This is a genomic window from uncultured Mailhella sp. (genome assembly GCF_963931295.1).
Lineage (GTDB): Bacteria > Desulfobacterota > Desulfovibrionia > Desulfovibrionales > Desulfovibrionaceae > Mailhella.
Genome location: NZ_OZ007001.1, coordinates 77,158 through 91,648 on the forward strand (window position 1 = coordinate 77,158; position 14,491 = coordinate 91,648).

Consider the following 14,491-nt stretch of genomic DNA (forward strand, 5'->3'; position numbering starts at 1 on the left):
CCTGTCCCGGTAGCGGCCTTCGGCCGCCTTCACGGGCACGAAGTTCGGAGCTTCCGCCCTGCGGCGAAGCCTTGCGCTTCAACGTCCGCTCCGGCATGCACTCGCAACCGGGCATTGCCCTAACCCTGCATTTCATCGGCGGCCTTTGCCGCTTCCAGTTTCTCAGGAGTCACCATGGCCGAATCCCGTCAGACCGTTTCCGAAACCCTTGCCGGCATCGTCGAGCGCAGACCCGTGCTCGCGCCGGTGCTGAACGCGTTCGCCCCTCTGCTTGAGGCGCGTTCCGCGCTGCCGGAAAAGCTTTCCCCCATGATCGAGGAAAGCGGCTTTGTCCTGCCCCCCTGGCGGCAGGAACGGGCGCAGCAGGGGGCGCCGCTTCTGGCCGGAGCCAGCCTGAAGGGACTTTTCCCCCTTCTGCGGAAATCGGCCGACGTGCTGCTGCCGCTTCTGGAAGCGCTGCCCGGCATGAACGGATACGCCGACGCGCTCACGTCGTTCTTCCAGAATGAAGAAATGTGCATGCGCGCCGCCGACACTCTCCTCACCGGGCACGAAACAGCGCTCGCCGAGGCCGCGGAAGAAACGCATCTGCCGCCCGCCGTGCTGCTGTTTGCGCTGGAGGTCGTGGTCGGACCCGTTCTGCGGGCCCTGGCGCTGAAGTACGACGCCCCGTGGGACGAACGTGCTTCCTCCTGGATGCAGGGTTTCTGCCCCGTATGCGGCTCCTTCCCGTCCATCTCCTATCTGGACAAGCGCGTCTTTGACGAAAAGAACGCCTTTCTGGCCGGAGGCGGAGGAAAAAAACATATGCATTGCGCTCTGTGCGGCACCGAATGGCACTTCCGGCGCGGGGCCTGCCCTTCCTGTGGAAAGGAAGGTTCCGGCGTCATGGAATTTCTCCGCGAAAGCGAAAACAGCCGGGGCGAACGCATCGACTGGTGCACCAAGTGCAAGAGCTACTGCCCGACCGTGGACCTGCGCGAATGCGCCGGAACGCCCGACATGGACGCCATGGCGCTGGGCATGATGCATATGGACATTGTTGCCGCTCAGAAAGGGCTGACTCCTCTCAAGCCCTCCTTCTGGAACCAATTCTAGCCACTGCCTCCGGGCACTTCCCCTATCTACCGGGAGAATGCGCATGAAACCGCTTTTTATTCTTACCCTTCTTCTCTCCCTCGCCTGGTGTACGCCGGCGGAAGCTCAGGACTTCAAGGCCAATCTCAAGTATCCGAAAAATCCCATCGTGCTTGGCGGCGAAGTTTCTCCCCGCATGGCGGTCACCTTCAATCACAGCTCCCACAGCAACGTCCCCTGTGATACCTGTCATCACAAGCCCCGCTGCGTCATCTGTCACTACAGTCCTTCGGAAGAAAAGTCGCCCTACGCGTCGTGCAGCAGCAACGCCGGCTGTCATACCGTGCAGGGCAGAAGCAATCAGCAGGACAGCCGCTTCATGGCCTTCCACAGCAGAGAAAGCATGCGCTCCTGCTTCGGCTGTCATCGCAGAATGAGCCTGGAGCACCCCGAATTCCAGGGCTGCCGTCCCTGCCACCCCAACAACATCCAGCCGGACGAAGAGAAGTAATTCTCTGCCTCCCCTGACAAAAAAGCCTGCGCCTCGAAAAAACGATGCGCAGGCTTTTTTATGGCAGAAAAATGCCGTTCGAGGAGGCTCTCAATCCGTCATCGGAAAGACGCCGATCTGCTGTACTCTCGTCGGATGCGGCGAACCTCTGAAAGATGCCCCGACATGCAGCATATTTCTTGCTGAACAGGCGTCGGACACACCGAAATGCGGCAGTCAGCAGTCAAAGACTTCGCCGATGGGACAGGAGGAAGGAATCAGCAGTCTGTCCAGATCGAGCGCCAGCAGCCGAAGTCGAAGCGACGGGGAAAAGCAAAGAGGTTCGACCGCCTCCGGGAAACCTCCGTGCAGGGGATAGATGAGCGCAAGATTGCCGACGCCAGAAAGGTATTGATGCCCGCCGGCAAAAAGCTGCTACATGTCAGCCTGACTGATGCCGAACCCGCGCCTTGCATCTCGGCAAAGCTTTTTCCCCTGGCGGCAGAGGAACATGTACGGCGCAGCAAAAGCACAAAAAAACGCCCCGGAACAACATTCCGAGGCGTTTTCTTCGACCTTGAAGTGGTGCCGAGGGACAGAATCGAACTGCCCACACGGGGATTTTCAGTCCCCTGCTCTACCAACTGAGCTACCTCGGCACAACAAAAGGCAATTTACTGCAACACCCGACAAAAGGCAAGCACTTTTTTGCGTTCGTCGCAGTTCTCTTCCTATTCCGTAAGATTGCCCGGACCCTTGGGGATGGAGGCCTCGACAATGCGCACCTTGTAGTCGCTGGCTTCCGCCGGAGGATTGACGAAGATGATCGTAAAGGGAACTTCATTGCCCGGCAGCACGTTGGTGTTGGCTTCCACGATGTCGAGCTTGTTGTTGAGCACCTTGTCGAGCTCGTCCTTGTCGAGCAGCTCCAGCTGGAAGGAGCTCATGCTGTTGCCGGCAAGCTGCTGCTGCGAAATCAGCTTGTTGCCGTTCGCGTCGTCCAGTTCCGCCTCCAGCCTGATGAGCTCGCGGGGTGCGGGAAAGTTGTTCTTCACCTTGCCTTCAATGATGACAAGGTTGCCCACCTTCTCGTTCTTCACCTGATACTGACGCACATCCTGCAGCACAAGCTCGCTCACCAGCGACAGAGGATCCGAGGGATCCGCCGTTTCCAGGCCGAAATAGGGAGCCACCAGCCCCTTCAATCCGTCCAGGTAATGGGTGTTCTGCCACATCCAGCCGCAGCCGGCCGCAAGCGCCAGACACACCAGAAAGCTCGTCAGCCGGGGCAGGATGGAACTCTTTTTGCGGGGCATGTCCAGACCGCCGAACGACGCGGCACTGCCGTCGCCGTCAAGCCTGAGTCCCTGAGAGGCGCGTCTTTCCCTCACGCGCTCTCTGCCGCCGTGCACGTCGGCGGGCTCGTCCATCGCGAGCTCAAGGCCGCCGCTCCGGGAACTGCGGGGGCTTGAGCCGCCAAGAGACAGACCGCCTTCGTCATGACGCTCGGGCGCGCGTTTTTCCGGTCTGTCGCCGGCCAGATCGAGACCGCCGCCTCGGGTCGATTCTCTGCCCTTTTCCTCGCCGCCGAGAGAAAGTGCGGGAGGATCGGTCTTTTCTTCCAGCGGAAGCGTGAAAATATGACGGCAGACCGAACAGCGGAGCTTGGCGCCGGGTCTCACCTTTTCATCTGGCAGACGATAGACCGTATTGCATTGAGGGCAGGTAACGTTCATGAAACAATCTCCATCATTATGTGATAGCACCGAGACCATACACCGCCTGCATCAGCAGTCAAGCAGCTCGTAGATGCCGGGAAGCGTGCGATAGCGTTCGGCGTAGTCGAGGCCGTATCCCACAATGAAGCCCGCGGGCAGATCAAAACCCACGAAGTCGGAATGCACGTCGAATTCCCGGCGTTCCTTCTTGTCCACGAGAGCGGCAAGCCGTATGGACTTCGCTCCCCGCGAGGAAAAATACCGCATAAGAAAGTCCATGGAGCGACCGGTGTCCACGATATCCTCGACAATGAGCACGTGACGGCCTTCGAGGGAGATTTCCACGTCCTTGGTGATCTGCACGTGCTCGCTGCTGCTCGCCCGATCGCCGTAGCTGGCAAGACGCACGAAGTCAATGAGCACATCGGACTTCATGGCGCGGACCAGATCGCTGAAAAAGGGAAAAGCTCCCTTCAGCACACATACGGCAACCACGGAATCCTCTCCGTAAACGGCGTCAATCTGGGCGGCCATTTCCTCGACGCGTCGCTGAATGACCGCCGCACTGAATATTTCCTTCATCTGATTCATGCGCACTACCGTCTGATGAGACTCATGAGAAACTGTTTCATTTCCGGTCCGGGCACATAGCCCGCCTCGCTCGCCTCGATATGTCCGTCTCTGTTGTAAATGACATTGAAGGGAATGGCGTCTATTCTGTAGGCGCGGGAAAGCTCCTCCCCTCCGTAGTACACGGGATAGGCTCCCATCATGCCCATGGACTTCACAAAGGAATCCGCCTCGCGGATATTCTGATCGATGGCGATGCCGATGATGAGCAGATCCTCCTCAGGAATCTCCTTTCTCATTTTAATGAGTTCCGGAATTTCCCGACGGCACGGCCCGCAGAAGGCGGCAAAGAAATTCACCAGAATCACCTTGCCGTGATTGGCGGCCAGTTCATCGAGAAGTTCATAGGTATGCACGGGTTTCAGCTGGGGGGCCTTGTCCTGACCGAACGCCACGGAGGAAGGAAGCGTCAGCGCGAGGGCGACGACGCCCGTCAGCAGCACTCCCGCCATGCGACGGAAAAAACCCAGCGGCCTTGTTTTCATAATAATCTCCTTTTCCTCAGAACATAAGCCCGCGGAAGGCTTTTCTTCCGCGAACTTTTTTAGGTGTACTGAAAATCGTTGAAAACGCCAACCTTAAACTATAGGATACATTCCGGCAATCACGCTTCCACCCCCGGAGGCACGCCGAAATAAGGATGACTCCATGACGAAAATTTCCGATGCGCATGAAGCGGAGCTGCTCGCATCTGCCGATGAAAAGCCGGCCCGTGCTTCTGCTCGTGTCAAAAAAACAAAAAAATCCCGAAAGGATACGGATATCATCGATATCACTGCGACTCCGGTTTCGGACGACTCCGGCACTCCCGCCGCGCCTTCGGGAAAAAACGCGGACGAGTCCGAAAAAAAATCAGGCAGGCGCAAAGGCCGTGCTGCAAAAACGAAGATTTCGCCCGACGCCGAGCCCGTGGAAGATGACGAAATCGCCTCCGAAAACACCCCGTCCGACGCTCCGGACGACGATGCCGACGACTCCCCCGAGGTGATGGAAGCGGAACTCGAACAGGCGCGCGACGGTGAGCTTCTTCCCGACGACACCTCGATCGACGAGCATTTCGACGACTTCGACGACAACGGCCGCGTCATTGATCTGGGCAGCAATCTTCCCGCCATTGCGGAAGACCGGCTGCCCAGCGTGCCCATGCGCGACAATCTGCAGAACTATCTGCGCGAAGTGAGCAAGTTCCCGCTGCTGGAACCGGAAGAGGAAACCGAGCTGGCCCGCCGGGTGCGCGACAACGGCGATCCCAAGGCGGCGTTCCGGCTGGTGTCCTCGCATCTGCGCCTTGTGGTGCGCATCGCCATGGACTTCCAGCGCCGCTGGATGCAGAACGTGCTCGACCTCATTCAGGAAGGCAACGTAGGTCTTCTGCGCGCCGTGAACAAGTTCGATCCCGACAAGGGCATCAAGTTTTCCTACTACGCCTCATTCTGGATCAAGGCCTACATTCTCAAGTTCATCATGGACAACTGGCGCATGGTGAAAATAGGCACCACCCAGGCGCAGCGCAAACTCTTCTACAACCTGAACCGCGAGAGGCAGAAGCTCATACTTCAGGGCTTCGATCCCGACGCGGCCCTGCTTTCGGAAAAGCTCGGCGTCACGAAGGATCAGGTGGAGGAAATGCAGCAGCGTCTCGACTCGGGCGACGTGTCTCTTGATCTGCCCGTGAGCGACGACAGCGGCAGCGCCTCCCGCATGGACTTTCTGCCCGCGCTCGGTCCCGGCGTGGAGGAAGGCATTGCCGATTCGGAAGTATCGCGCCTTGTCCGCGACAGCATCCACGAACTCATTCCTTCCCTTTCGGAAAAGGAAGTCTATATTCTGGAGCACAGACTGCTCACCGACGAACCGGCCACGCTCCGGGAAATCGGCGAGCGCTACCATGTTACCCGTGAACGCATTCGCCAGCTGGAAGCGCGCCTGCTGGAAAAACTGAAAGAACATCTCGGGCGCGAGATCAAAGACTTCTCGGAAGAATGGATACAGCCATAGCTCTTCCGCCGCACAGGACATCCATGTTCACCCATATTCCATCCCTTTTCCGAGTCCGGAGGCGTCTGTCTTCCTTCACTCCGGCGCAGCGCCTGATGTTCGCCTCCACCCTCGCGCTTCTGCTGCTGCCCGCAGGCTGCGCCACGGGCAACGGCCCCGTCGCCGGAGAGCACGACGTGCTCTCTCCGATCAGGCTTTCTCCGCAGGCTCCCTCGCAGCGGGCCGAACTCATCTTCGCTCAGCTCAAGCTCGACAGCGCCCTCGGCCGCAACGACCGCGAAGCCGTCATTGACGCCTCCAACCGCCTGCTGGAATTCGGCACCGGAGCCTATCGACTGCCCTCTTCCGCGCCCATCATCGACGCGGCCATCTGGCTGCTCGCCCACGACTGCGAAAAAGACGCCGCCCCACTCATCCGGAAGGCTTCCGCCCAGATGCCCGACGATCTTGCCCTGGTATCGCTTCAGGCCGATCTGCTCATCCAGAACAACAAAAGAAATGAAGCCATCAGCCTGCTGCGCAACTTTGCCGGCAAACATCCCGCCGACGGTCAGGCACAGGCGGAGCTGGCCCTCGCGCTTCTGCGTAGCGCCCAGCCGCAGGAAGCCATGAAGGTGTTCCGTCAGATCCCCGAAAAGCAGCTGACGCCGCAGATACGCTTCGCCTACGCGCAGGCGCTGAACGTATCCGGCCGCTTTGCCGACGCCAGACGTCAGCTTGAAGTCGCCGTGAAGGAAGATCCCGAATACGCCGAGGCCTGGCAGCTTCTCGCACTCACGCAGGAAGAGCTCGGCCATCCCAAGGAAGCGGAAAAAATCTACCGCACACTGCTGGAAAACGATCCCGACAACCGCAGCGCGCGTCTTTTCCTGCTCCGCCTCATGCTGCAGGAGGACAACATGGACGCCGTGGTTTCCATGGTCGCCTCCACGCAGGATCCGCTGCACTTTGCCGTGGCCGCCGCGGCCATGCTCATGGACGAAAAACACCCGGATCAGGCCGAAAAGCTGCTCTCCCGTCTCGAAAAGCAGGAAGGCATGCCGGACGGACTCTTCTTCTATCATGCGGCGCTGCTTTATGAATCCAACGCCGACGTCAACCGCGCGCTCGACTACCTCGAAAAGGTGTCCTCCCAGAGCCCGGAATACGACAAGGCCCTGCGCATGAAGGTGCGCATTCTGTACGAGCAGAAGCGCATTCCCGAGGCGCTCCAGGCGCTCGACGCGCTGCGCGTGCTGCATCCCGAAGACGCGGAGCCTCTGCTGCTCGCCTCGGAACTGTACGCCGGACAGAAGAATTTCGATGCCGCGGACAAGGCCGTGGCCGAGGCGCTGCGCCTGCATCCCGACAACGAAGGCGCGGCCTTCCAGCAGGCCTATCTGCAGGAGTTGCGGGGCAACAGGAAAAAAGCCATGGAACTCATGGAAAAATTCATTGCCCGCTACCCCGACAACGCACTGGCGCTCAACTACGTGGGCTACAATCTGGCCGACGGCAACAAGGATCTCGACCGGGCCTACCGGCTTATCCAGCGCGCCGTGGAACTGGAACCCGACGCGGACTTCATTCTTGATTCTCTGGCCTGGGTGCAGTACCGCCGCGGCAAGCTCGACGATGCCTGGGAACAGATACAGAAGGCCTTGAACCTCTCCGGCAAGGACGAACCCAAGGATCCCGCCATGCTCGAACACTACGGCGACATTGCCGCGGCCCGGGGCGACGCGGATTCCGCCCGCGCAGGCTGGGGGCAGTCCATGGAACTGTTTGAAAAGCTCGGCTATCCCGAAGACGCCGACAGAGTGCGCCTCAAACTGGAAAAACTGCAATGATGACCCGACGCTCCTTTTTTCTTCTCGGTCTTGTGCTGCTGACCGCGCTTTCCGGCTGCGGTCCCAAGGGCATGCCCATCGTTCCCGACAGCGACGCCGCCGCCCGCTGGCAGGCGTTCAAGGAACGCTCTGCCCGTCCCGCGAGCTACGACGTGCTCTCCGGCAGTCTGCGCTTCGGCCCGGTCAACGACACCCGGAGAGTGACCTATCTGCTCTGGTCCGCCGCCACCGGCGGGCCTGCCGTGCAGGATCATCAGGGCACGGCAGGTCTCGACGATGTGGAACGCAATCCCGGCTTTTCCGACGACGAACGCACAATTCGTCTTGAAGTGAACGCCGGGGTGGGAGCCAACGTAGCCAAGGCCGTGTTTGAAAACGGACAGATGCTGCTCGTGCTGCCCCGCGACGAAAAAGCCTACGCCGGAGCCGAAACCCCGGATACCCTGCGCAGACTGCTGGGGCTGCCGCTGCCCATGCGCATGAACAGGCTCAACGACTTTCTCGCCGGACGCTATCTTTCCGCTCTTGACGTCCCCGCCCCGGAGCGCTACGTCACCGGAGGTGACGGCAACATCATCTACAGCTACAGAAGTCACGGCCGAAGCTGCGAACTGGAGCTGAACGCCGACGCGCTTCCCGTCCGCTGGACCATCGACGGCCGCTGGTCGCTGGATCTTGCCTACGACGACAAGGGACTGCCCCGCCGTCTGGACGGCAGAATGGACAATGACGGAAGCGAAATGCGCATGGTGCTGCTCGTCAAGGAGCGTTTGCCTTCCGGCAGCGTGCCCGAATCCGGCATGCAGCTGGAAGTGCCGGCGAACTTCGCCGTCTATTCGCTGGATCAATAACCGGGGCGGGGCCGCCCCGCACACAGACATCGCGTCACTACTGGAGACTGACATGAGCATCATCTACATTGCGTCCGACCATGGGGGCTTCAACCTTAAAACCTTCCTTGTGCAGAACCTCAAGGAAAAAGGACACGACGTCCACGATCTCGGCCCTTCCGATCCCGCAAGCTGCGACTACCCGCTCAAGGCCCGCGCCGTGACGGACGCCCTTCTCAAGGATGAAAACGCCGTTGGCGTTCTCGTGTGCGGCACCGGCATCGGCATGAGCATGTCCGCCAACCGCGTTCCCGGCATCCGCGCGGCGCTCTGCACCACCGAATTCCACGCCACCTACGCCCGCGCCCACAACAACGCCAACGTCATCTGCCTCGGCGAACGCGTGACCGGTCAGGGCCTTGCGGCCAGCATGGTGGACGTGTTCCTGAGCACGCCTTTTGAAGGCGGCCGCCATCTGCGCCGCATCAATCTGTTCAACAAGTAGCCGCCCGGGAAGAGGTCATGCCGAAAATACGGGAAGTCTATGTCTGCCGCTCCTGCGGAGCGCAGAGCGCGCAATGGCAGGGGCAATGCCCAAAGTGCCGGGAGTGGAACACTCTTGAGCTCACCCGCCTTGCCCCGACTTCCACGGCGCGGCCTCATGCGGCAAAGCACGCCTCCGCCACGCGCATTCAGCCGCTGGCGAGCGTCTCGTGCAGCGATCATGCCGCGTTCGGCACGGGCCTCGACGCGCTCGACCGCATTCTCGGTCACGGATTTGTGCCCGGCGCCGCCATTCTCGTGGGCGGAGAGCCGGGCATAGGCAAATCCACGCTGCTGCTCCAGCTCGCCGGAGCCGTGGCGCGGGAAAACAAGCTCGTGCTCTACGCAAGCGGCGAAGAATCCCTGCCGCAGATACGCAGCCGCGCAGAACGCCTAGACGTGCTGCACGACAACCTTCTTGCCGTGGCCACCAGCCGGGTGGAAGACCTTTTTCCCGTACTTGAAGATCCCGACGCGGCACCGGCCCTCATGATCGTAGACTCCGTGCAGACGCTCGCCTCCGACAACGCCGAAGGCCTGCCCGGCAACGTGAGTCAGGTGCGCACCGTGGCCACGGAACTTGTGGAACGCTGCCGCCGTTCGGGCACCACGCTGGTGCTGGTGGGGCACGTCACCAAGGACGGCACCCTTGCCGGACCGCGCCTTCTGGAACATCTTGTGGACACGGTCATTTCCCTGGAAGGCGACCGGCGGGAAATGTTCCGCATGCTCAGGGTGCTGAAGAACCGCTTCGGCCCCAATCAGGAACTGCTCATCTTCCGCATGGCGCGCAAGGGGCTGGAACTCGTGGAAGACCCTTCCACCTTTTTCCTCGGCGCGCGCGACACCTCCTTGAGCGGCACGGCCGTGGTCATGGCCGTGGACGGTCAGCGCCCCTTTGCCGTGGAAATTCAGGCGCTCGCCACGCGAAGCTATCTTTCCATCCCCCGCCGCACCGGTCTCGGCTTCGACGTGAACAGGCTGCATCTTCTGCTCGCGGTGCTGGAAAAGCGCCTGCGCCTCAACTTCGGTCAGGCGGACATCTACGCCAAGGTCGGCGGCGGCATGCGTCTTCAGGAACCGGGGCTCGATCTTGCGCTGGTGGCGACCCTGCTCTCCTCCTTCTACGACATTCCCCTGCCCGAGCGCTGCGTGCTCTGGGGCGAAGTGGACCTCAACGGTCAGGTGCGCCCCGTGTCCGGGCAGGACGTGCGCATGAAACAGGCCCTGCGCCTCGGCTACTCGCCCATCATCTGCCCGGAGAACCCCAAGAGCAAAGGCATCGCCACCGTCTCCGATCTGCAGCGCATTCTCTTCCGCAAGGGATAGGCACCGCTTTCTGCGTGGGTGCATCCGTCTGCGATTCCCTCTGTCTTCCCCCCCCTTCCGGCAGGCAGCAACGCATCCAGGTCGCCATCTCCGTGGTCGGAGTCTAGCGGAGCGTTCCGCCGTCTGCGTCTGCACTCACGCCTTTTGCACGCTAAGGAAGTCCGAAAACCTTTTCAGCGCGCAGATGACGGCATTGTGCGACCGGCTTCCGAGCTCCTGCTTACATCCCCCGACGTCGTATTGCGGCAGAATGTCGGCTATGCGTTCGGCCAATCCGGCCCAGCTCACGCCTTCCTCCTTTGCCACGAAATCAATTCTCCGACAGTAGTCATACACCGTGCTCGGGTGTCCGCTAGGTGTTACTTTACTGTATCCCCGCACTGTCAAATAGTTTTCAAACGCCTCTTTCATAATATATCCCCATATTGTCTATGTAATTTCTTATTTGCATAGTCAAATACCATTTATATGTTAATACAATTTTTATTAAATATTGGAAAAGTTATATTAAAAATACATTCAAATATTATTAAAAATATTTAATAAATATCAATGATGTTTAATAATGATAAAAGATACGTCATGTATTTATTAAAAAGAAACGGAACATGACAAGACTCTCGTCATGTTCCGTCTGCATCGCATGCGGAAAAAGCCGCCGGAAGATTCCGACGGCTTCTCTTCTTTGTCGTTTTTGTCAGTTCACGCGCGGCCAGTACAGGCACACCCAGTCGTCGGCCTCGGGATTCTCGCGGCTGGCCGAACGCGTGGGATCGCTCGCCGGAGACGGCATGCGCAGCTCACCCGGTTCGCCCATGGCCGCATAGGCCTCCAGCATGCCCGGCACCTGTACGGACAGAAAGCCGGAAAGCACAAGGCATCCGCCCGGCCTGACCAGCGGCATGAGCTGGGGGGCCATTTCCTTCAGCGGCCCGGCGAGAATGTTGGCAATGACCACGTCGAAGGTCTGCCCCTGCACCAGTTCCACGCTGCCTTCCTGAATGTCGAACTGCGCGGACACCCCGTTCATGTCGCAGTTCTCCCGCGAATTGCTGATGGAAAGCGGATCGATGTCCGCGCCGAAGCCGGACAGGCCGAGCTTCACGCAGCCTATGCCGAGAATACCCGTGCCCGTGCCCATGTCGAGAAAGCGCTGACCGGCCTTGAGCGCACCCGCCCGATGCAGCAGCGACATGGCTTCGAGGCACATGGTGGTCGTGGGATGATGTCCGGTGCCGAAGGCGGACTTGGGCTCAATGATGATGGGTATGCTGCCCTCCGCGGGTTCGTCCTTCATCCACGGCGGAAGAATGAGGAAATCCCCGGCCTTCACGGGCGTAAAGTAGCTGCGCCAGCCGGCAAGCCAGTCCTTGTCGGGAATGGTTTCCCGGCTCAACACGGCGTCCGGCAGCCTTTCGGCCAGGACCTGCGCCGTAAGATCCCGCTCATCCTCATCTTCGCAGGTGATGCGAAAACGCGTGTCGCCGTCAGGCAGCGATTCCTCTTCCCATCCCGCCGAGGCGTGCTCGGCCACCAGCGCTTCGGCAAGAGGAAAATACTCCTCTCGAACCACGATATCCAGACGATACAACTGCGGCATATAAAAACTCCTGCCGTTTTCTTTTCTGTCATGCGCGGGAAAGTCCGCCTTCGTGATGTACCATCGGAACGGCCGCTTGCCAAGAACACTTGACAGCCGCCCCGCTCTGCCGCACATTCGACGCGTTGCGCCCGAATCCGGGCCCTCACCTCATCTCTTTTTTTTTCGGAACAACGCATGGATCTCAACGGACTTATCGTCGGCCTCGGCAATCCGGGAGCCCAGTACAGGGGAACGCGTCACAACATCGGCTTCATGTCGGTGCAGACACTGCTCGAAGAAGTGGAACGCGGCAACAGCCGCGCCCCGGAACAGCTTTCCGGCTCCAAATTCAACGCACTGCTCTGGCGCATTCAGATTCCCGGCGGCGGCACATGGCTCGTGGCCGAACCCCAGACCTTCATGAATCTGAGCGGCGACGCCGTGCAGCCTCTCATGGCCTGGTATCGCCTGAAGCCCGAACAGCTGCTCGTCGTTCACGATGAACTCGATCTCGAACCGGGCAGGCTCAAGCTCAAGAAAGGCGGCAGCGCGGCCGGTCACAACGGCATCAAATCCATACAGCAGCGCCTCGGCACGCCCGAATTCTATCGCCTGCGCGTGGGCGTGGGCAAGCCGCAGAACAGAGAGCAGGTCATCCCCTGGGTGCTCGGACGTTTCGGCGAAGCCGAGCGCGACATCATGAACAAGACCTTTCCGAACATCGTCGACGCCGTCATCCGCTTCGCCGTGGACGGCCCCGAGCGCGCCATCAACGTGGTCAACACCCGCAAAAAATAGCCGGTTCCTCTCCGGGACTTGCCAATAGCGGGAAAAAACTCTATAGTTCTCTCGCTGACCGTTGTTCTGCGGTCTTTTTCCCTTCTCTTTCTTTCTTGTCTTCGCGCCCTTCCGGCGTGATCTTCCCTGTACTTTCTCCTTTTCCCGGTGGTATCTCTATGCCCATACGGAAACGTAAAGCTCCCGTCGAGCCCGAAACTGCAGAATCTGCCCCAATTCTTGACGAAAGCGTCCTGAATCTTACCGAACTCAAGACCCGCAAAATGCAGGATCTCATGGATCTGGCGGACAAGTATCAGCTTGAAAACGCCAGTTCCATGCGCAAGCAGGAACTCATCTTTGCCCTGCTTCAGGCCTGCGCCTCGCAAAACGGCGTCATCCACAGCGACGGCGTGCTCGAAATACTGCCCGACGGCTACGGCTTCCTCCGTTCCCCGCTCTGCAGCTACATGCCCGGCCCCGACGACGTGTATGTCTCCCCCTCTCAGATACGCCGCTATCATCTGCGCAAGGGTGACTGCGTCTCCGGGCAGATCCGCCCTCCCAAGGAAGGCGAACGCTATTTTGCGCTGGTCCGCGTCAATGAAATAGGTTTCGAGCCGCCGGAAAACGCCCGGCATCTGGTGCTTTTCGACAACCTCACGCCGGTGTATCCCGACCAGCAGTTCCGCATGGAAACCGATCCCAAGAACATGTCGTCGCGCATCATCGACCTCATGTCTCCCATCGGCCGCGGACAGCGCGCCCTCATCGTGGCTCCGCCGCGCACCGGCAAGACCATACTGCTCCAGACCATCGCCAACGCCATCAATGCGAACTATCCCGACGTGTACCTCATCATTCTTCTGGTGGACGAACGCCCGGAAGAAGTCACGGACATGGAACGCACGGTGAAAAACGCTGAAGTGGTGAGCTCCACCTTCGACGAACCTCCGCAGCGCCACGTGCAGGTGTGCGAAATGGTGCTCGAAAAGGCCAAACGCCTCGTGGAACGCAAGCGCGACGTGGTCATTCTGCTCGACTCCATCACCAGACTGGGCCGCGCCTACAACACCGTGACCCCCTCCAGCGGCCGCGTACTTTCCGGCGGTCTGGACGCCAACGCCCTGCAGCGGCCCAAGCGCTTTTTCGGCGCGGCGCGCAACATTGAGGGCGGCGGATCGCTGACCATCATCGCCACGGCGCTCATCGACACCGGTTCCCGCATGGACGAAGTCATTTTTGAAGAGTTCAAGGGCACCGGCAACTGCGAAATCTATCTCGACCGTCACCTCTCCGACAAGCGCGTATTCCCCGCCATCGACATCAACCGCACAGGCACCCGCAAGGAAGATCTGCTGCTCGGCGAAGACGTGCTCAACAGAGTGTGGATTCTGCGCAAGATACTTGCCCCCATGTCCCCCATCGACAGCATGGAATTCCTGCTCGACAAGATGAAGGGCACCAAGAGCAACAAGGACTTTCTGAGCGGCATGGGACGCTAGGCCGCCCGGAGCGCCGCGCAGAAAAGGCGTTGACAATATGCCTGTTGCGGTGCATAGTCCCTTTCACGTCGGGGTTCTTCCCCCTTGCGCCCGTGGCTCAGCTGGATAGAGCGACAGCCTCCGGAGCTGTAGGTCGCGCGTTCGACTCGCGCCGGGCGCACCATGAATTTCAGGGATACCGGA

Annotated in this window: 14 protein-coding genes and 2 tRNA genes; 10 read left to right on the plus strand and 6 right to left on the minus strand. The window is 59.9% G+C overall.

Going from position 1 to position 14,491, the window contains the following annotated elements; all coding sequences use genetic code 11:
• Positions 1 to 174: 174 nt before the first annotated feature.
• Positions 175 to 1,098: a formate dehydrogenase accessory protein FdhE gene (locus ABGT79_RS00420; protein WP_346664501.1), complete on the plus strand. Its 924-nt coding sequence runs from the start codon at positions 175 to 177 to the stop codon at positions 1,096 to 1,098.
• A 43-nt stretch (positions 1,099 to 1,141) separates the two neighbouring features.
• Positions 1,142 to 1,588, plus strand: a complete 447-nt coding sequence (locus ABGT79_RS00425) for a cytochrome c3 family protein (protein ID WP_294488534.1) — start codon at positions 1,142 to 1,144, stop codon at positions 1,586 to 1,588.
• Positions 1,589 to 2,150: 562 nt separating this feature from the next.
• Here ABGT79_RS00425 and ABGT79_RS00430 read toward each other — a convergent pair.
• The 4 genes from ABGT79_RS00430 to ABGT79_RS00445 form a co-directional block, all read right to left on the minus strand.
• Positions 2,151 to 2,226 (minus strand) — tRNA-Phe (locus ABGT79_RS00430).
• 72 nt (positions 2,227 to 2,298) lie between these two features.
• Complete coding sequence (locus ABGT79_RS00435) at positions 2,299 to 3,303, minus strand: DUF3426 domain-containing protein (protein ID WP_346664502.1); 1,005 nt, start codon at positions 3,301 to 3,303, stop codon at positions 2,299 to 2,301.
• Between the two features lie 51 nt (positions 3,304 to 3,354).
• Complete coding sequence (gene hpt / locus ABGT79_RS00440) at positions 3,355 to 3,876, minus strand: hypoxanthine phosphoribosyltransferase (RefSeq protein ID WP_294488538.1); 522 nt, start codon at positions 3,874 to 3,876, stop codon at positions 3,355 to 3,357.
• A gap of 5 nt (positions 3,877 to 3,881) precedes the next feature.
• Positions 3,882 to 4,400 (minus strand): TlpA disulfide reductase family protein, encoded by a 519-nt coding sequence (locus tag ABGT79_RS00445; RefSeq protein ID WP_346664503.1) that lies wholly within the window; start codon positions 4,398 to 4,400, stop codon positions 3,882 to 3,884.
• Positions 4,401 to 4,902: 502 nt separating this feature from the next.
• On the opposite strand from ABGT79_RS00445, the gene ABGT79_RS00450 reads away from it, so the two are divergent.
• From ABGT79_RS00450 to radA, 5 genes are read left to right on the plus strand one after another with little or no spacing between them, the layout of a single operon-like run.
• Positions 4,903 to 5,913 (plus strand): RNA polymerase factor sigma-32, encoded by a 1,011-nt coding sequence (locus tag ABGT79_RS00450; RefSeq protein WP_346666637.1) that lies wholly within the window; start codon positions 4,903 to 4,905, stop codon positions 5,911 to 5,913.
• Positions 5,898 to 7,742, plus strand: a complete 1,845-nt coding sequence (locus ABGT79_RS00455; RefSeq protein ID WP_346664504.1) for a tetratricopeptide repeat protein — start codon at positions 5,898 to 5,900, stop codon at positions 7,740 to 7,742. Before ABGT79_RS00450 ends, ABGT79_RS00455 begins: the two co-directional genes overlap by 16 nt.
• On the plus strand, positions 7,739 to 8,593 hold the full coding sequence (locus tag ABGT79_RS00460; protein WP_346664505.1) for a hypothetical protein: 855 nt from the start codon (positions 7,739 to 7,741) through the stop codon (positions 8,591 to 8,593). The genes ABGT79_RS00455 and ABGT79_RS00460 overlap by 4 nt, the downstream gene beginning before the upstream one ends.
• A 52-nt stretch (positions 8,594 to 8,645) precedes the next feature.
• Positions 8,646 to 9,077: a ribose 5-phosphate isomerase B gene (rpiB, locus tag ABGT79_RS00465; RefSeq protein ID WP_346664506.1), complete on the plus strand. Its 432-nt coding sequence runs from the start codon at positions 8,646 to 8,648 to the stop codon at positions 9,075 to 9,077.
• A gap of 17 nt (positions 9,078 to 9,094) precedes the next feature.
• Positions 9,095 to 10,444 (plus strand): DNA repair protein RadA, encoded by a 1,350-nt coding sequence (gene radA / locus ABGT79_RS00470; RefSeq protein ID WP_346664507.1) that lies wholly within the window; start codon positions 9,095 to 9,097, stop codon positions 10,442 to 10,444.
• A 135-nt stretch (positions 10,445 to 10,579) separates the two neighbouring features.
• Here the strand turns inward: radA and ABGT79_RS00475 are convergent, their stop codons facing one another.
• Both ABGT79_RS00475 and ABGT79_RS00480 read right to left on the minus strand, forming a co-directional pair.
• The gene (locus tag ABGT79_RS00475; RefSeq protein WP_346664508.1) at positions 10,580 to 10,855 is read right to left on the minus strand and encodes a hypothetical protein; all 276 of its coding nucleotides are present in this window, start codon (positions 10,853 to 10,855) and stop codon (positions 10,580 to 10,582) included.
• A gap of 286 nt (positions 10,856 to 11,141) precedes the next feature.
• Entirely contained in the window at positions 11,142 to 12,044 is a 903-nt protein-coding gene (locus ABGT79_RS00480; protein WP_346664509.1) for a 50S ribosomal protein L11 methyltransferase, read from the minus strand.
• Between the two features lie 177 nt (positions 12,045 to 12,221).
• Between ABGT79_RS00480 and pth the strand changes: the two genes are divergently transcribed.
• The 3 genes from pth to ABGT79_RS00495 all read left to right on the plus strand — a co-directional run bounded on the left by pth (position 12,222) and on the right by ABGT79_RS00495 (position 14,471).
• Positions 12,222 to 12,824: an aminoacyl-tRNA hydrolase gene (gene pth, locus ABGT79_RS00485; protein ID WP_346664510.1), complete on the plus strand. Its 603-nt coding sequence runs from the start codon at positions 12,222 to 12,224 to the stop codon at positions 12,822 to 12,824.
• A gap of 233 nt (positions 12,825 to 13,057) precedes the next feature.
• Positions 13,058 to 14,308, plus strand: coding sequence for a transcription termination factor Rho (gene rho, locus ABGT79_RS00490; RefSeq protein ID WP_346666638.1), 1,251 nt, complete (start codon positions 13,058 to 13,060; stop codon positions 14,306 to 14,308).
• Between the two features lie 86 nt (positions 14,309 to 14,394).
• Positions 14,395 to 14,471: transfer RNA gene (locus ABGT79_RS00495), tRNA-Arg, on the plus strand.
• Positions 14,472 to 14,491: the final 20 nt, after the last annotated feature.

Bases quoted from the DNA above. Each gene is read 5' to 3' on its own strand.
- ABGT79_RS00420 (WP_346664501.1), top strand. From the start codon at position 175: ATGGCCGAATCCCGTCAGACCGTTTCCGAAACCCTTGCCGGCATCGTC.
- ABGT79_RS00425 (WP_294488534.1), top strand. From the start codon at position 1,142: ATGAAACCGCTTTTTATTCTTACCCTTCTTCTCTCCCTCGCCTGGTGT.
- ABGT79_RS00435 (WP_346664502.1), bottom strand. From the start codon at position 3,303: ATGAACGTTACCTGCCCTCAATGCAATACGGTCTATCGTCTGCCAGAT.
- hpt (WP_294488538.1), bottom strand. From the start codon at position 3,876: ATGAATCAGATGAAGGAAATATTCAGTGCGGCGGTCATTCAGCGACGC.
- ABGT79_RS00445 (WP_346664503.1), bottom strand. From the start codon at position 4,400: ATGAAAACAAGGCCGCTGGGTTTTTTCCGTCGCATGGCGGGAGTGCTG.
- ABGT79_RS00450 (WP_346666637.1), top strand. From the start codon at position 4,903: ATGGAAGCGGAACTCGAACAGGCGCGCGACGGTGAGCTTCTTCCCGAC.
- ABGT79_RS00455 (WP_346664504.1), top strand. From the start codon at position 5,898: ATGGATACAGCCATAGCTCTTCCGCCGCACAGGACATCCATGTTCACC.
- ABGT79_RS00460 (WP_346664505.1), top strand. From the start codon at position 7,739: ATGATGACCCGACGCTCCTTTTTTCTTCTCGGTCTTGTGCTGCTGACC.
- rpiB (WP_346664506.1), top strand. From the start codon at position 8,646: ATGAGCATCATCTACATTGCGTCCGACCATGGGGGCTTCAACCTTAAA.
- radA (WP_346664507.1), top strand. From the start codon at position 9,095: ATGCCGAAAATACGGGAAGTCTATGTCTGCCGCTCCTGCGGAGCGCAG.
- ABGT79_RS00475 (WP_346664508.1), bottom strand. From the start codon at position 10,855: ATGAAAGAGGCGTTTGAAAACTATTTGACAGTGCGGGGATACAGTAAA.
- ABGT79_RS00480 (WP_346664509.1), bottom strand. From the start codon at position 12,044: ATGCCGCAGTTGTATCGTCTGGATATCGTGGTTCGAGAGGAGTATTTT.
- pth (WP_346664510.1), top strand. From the start codon at position 12,222: ATGGATCTCAACGGACTTATCGTCGGCCTCGGCAATCCGGGAGCCCAG.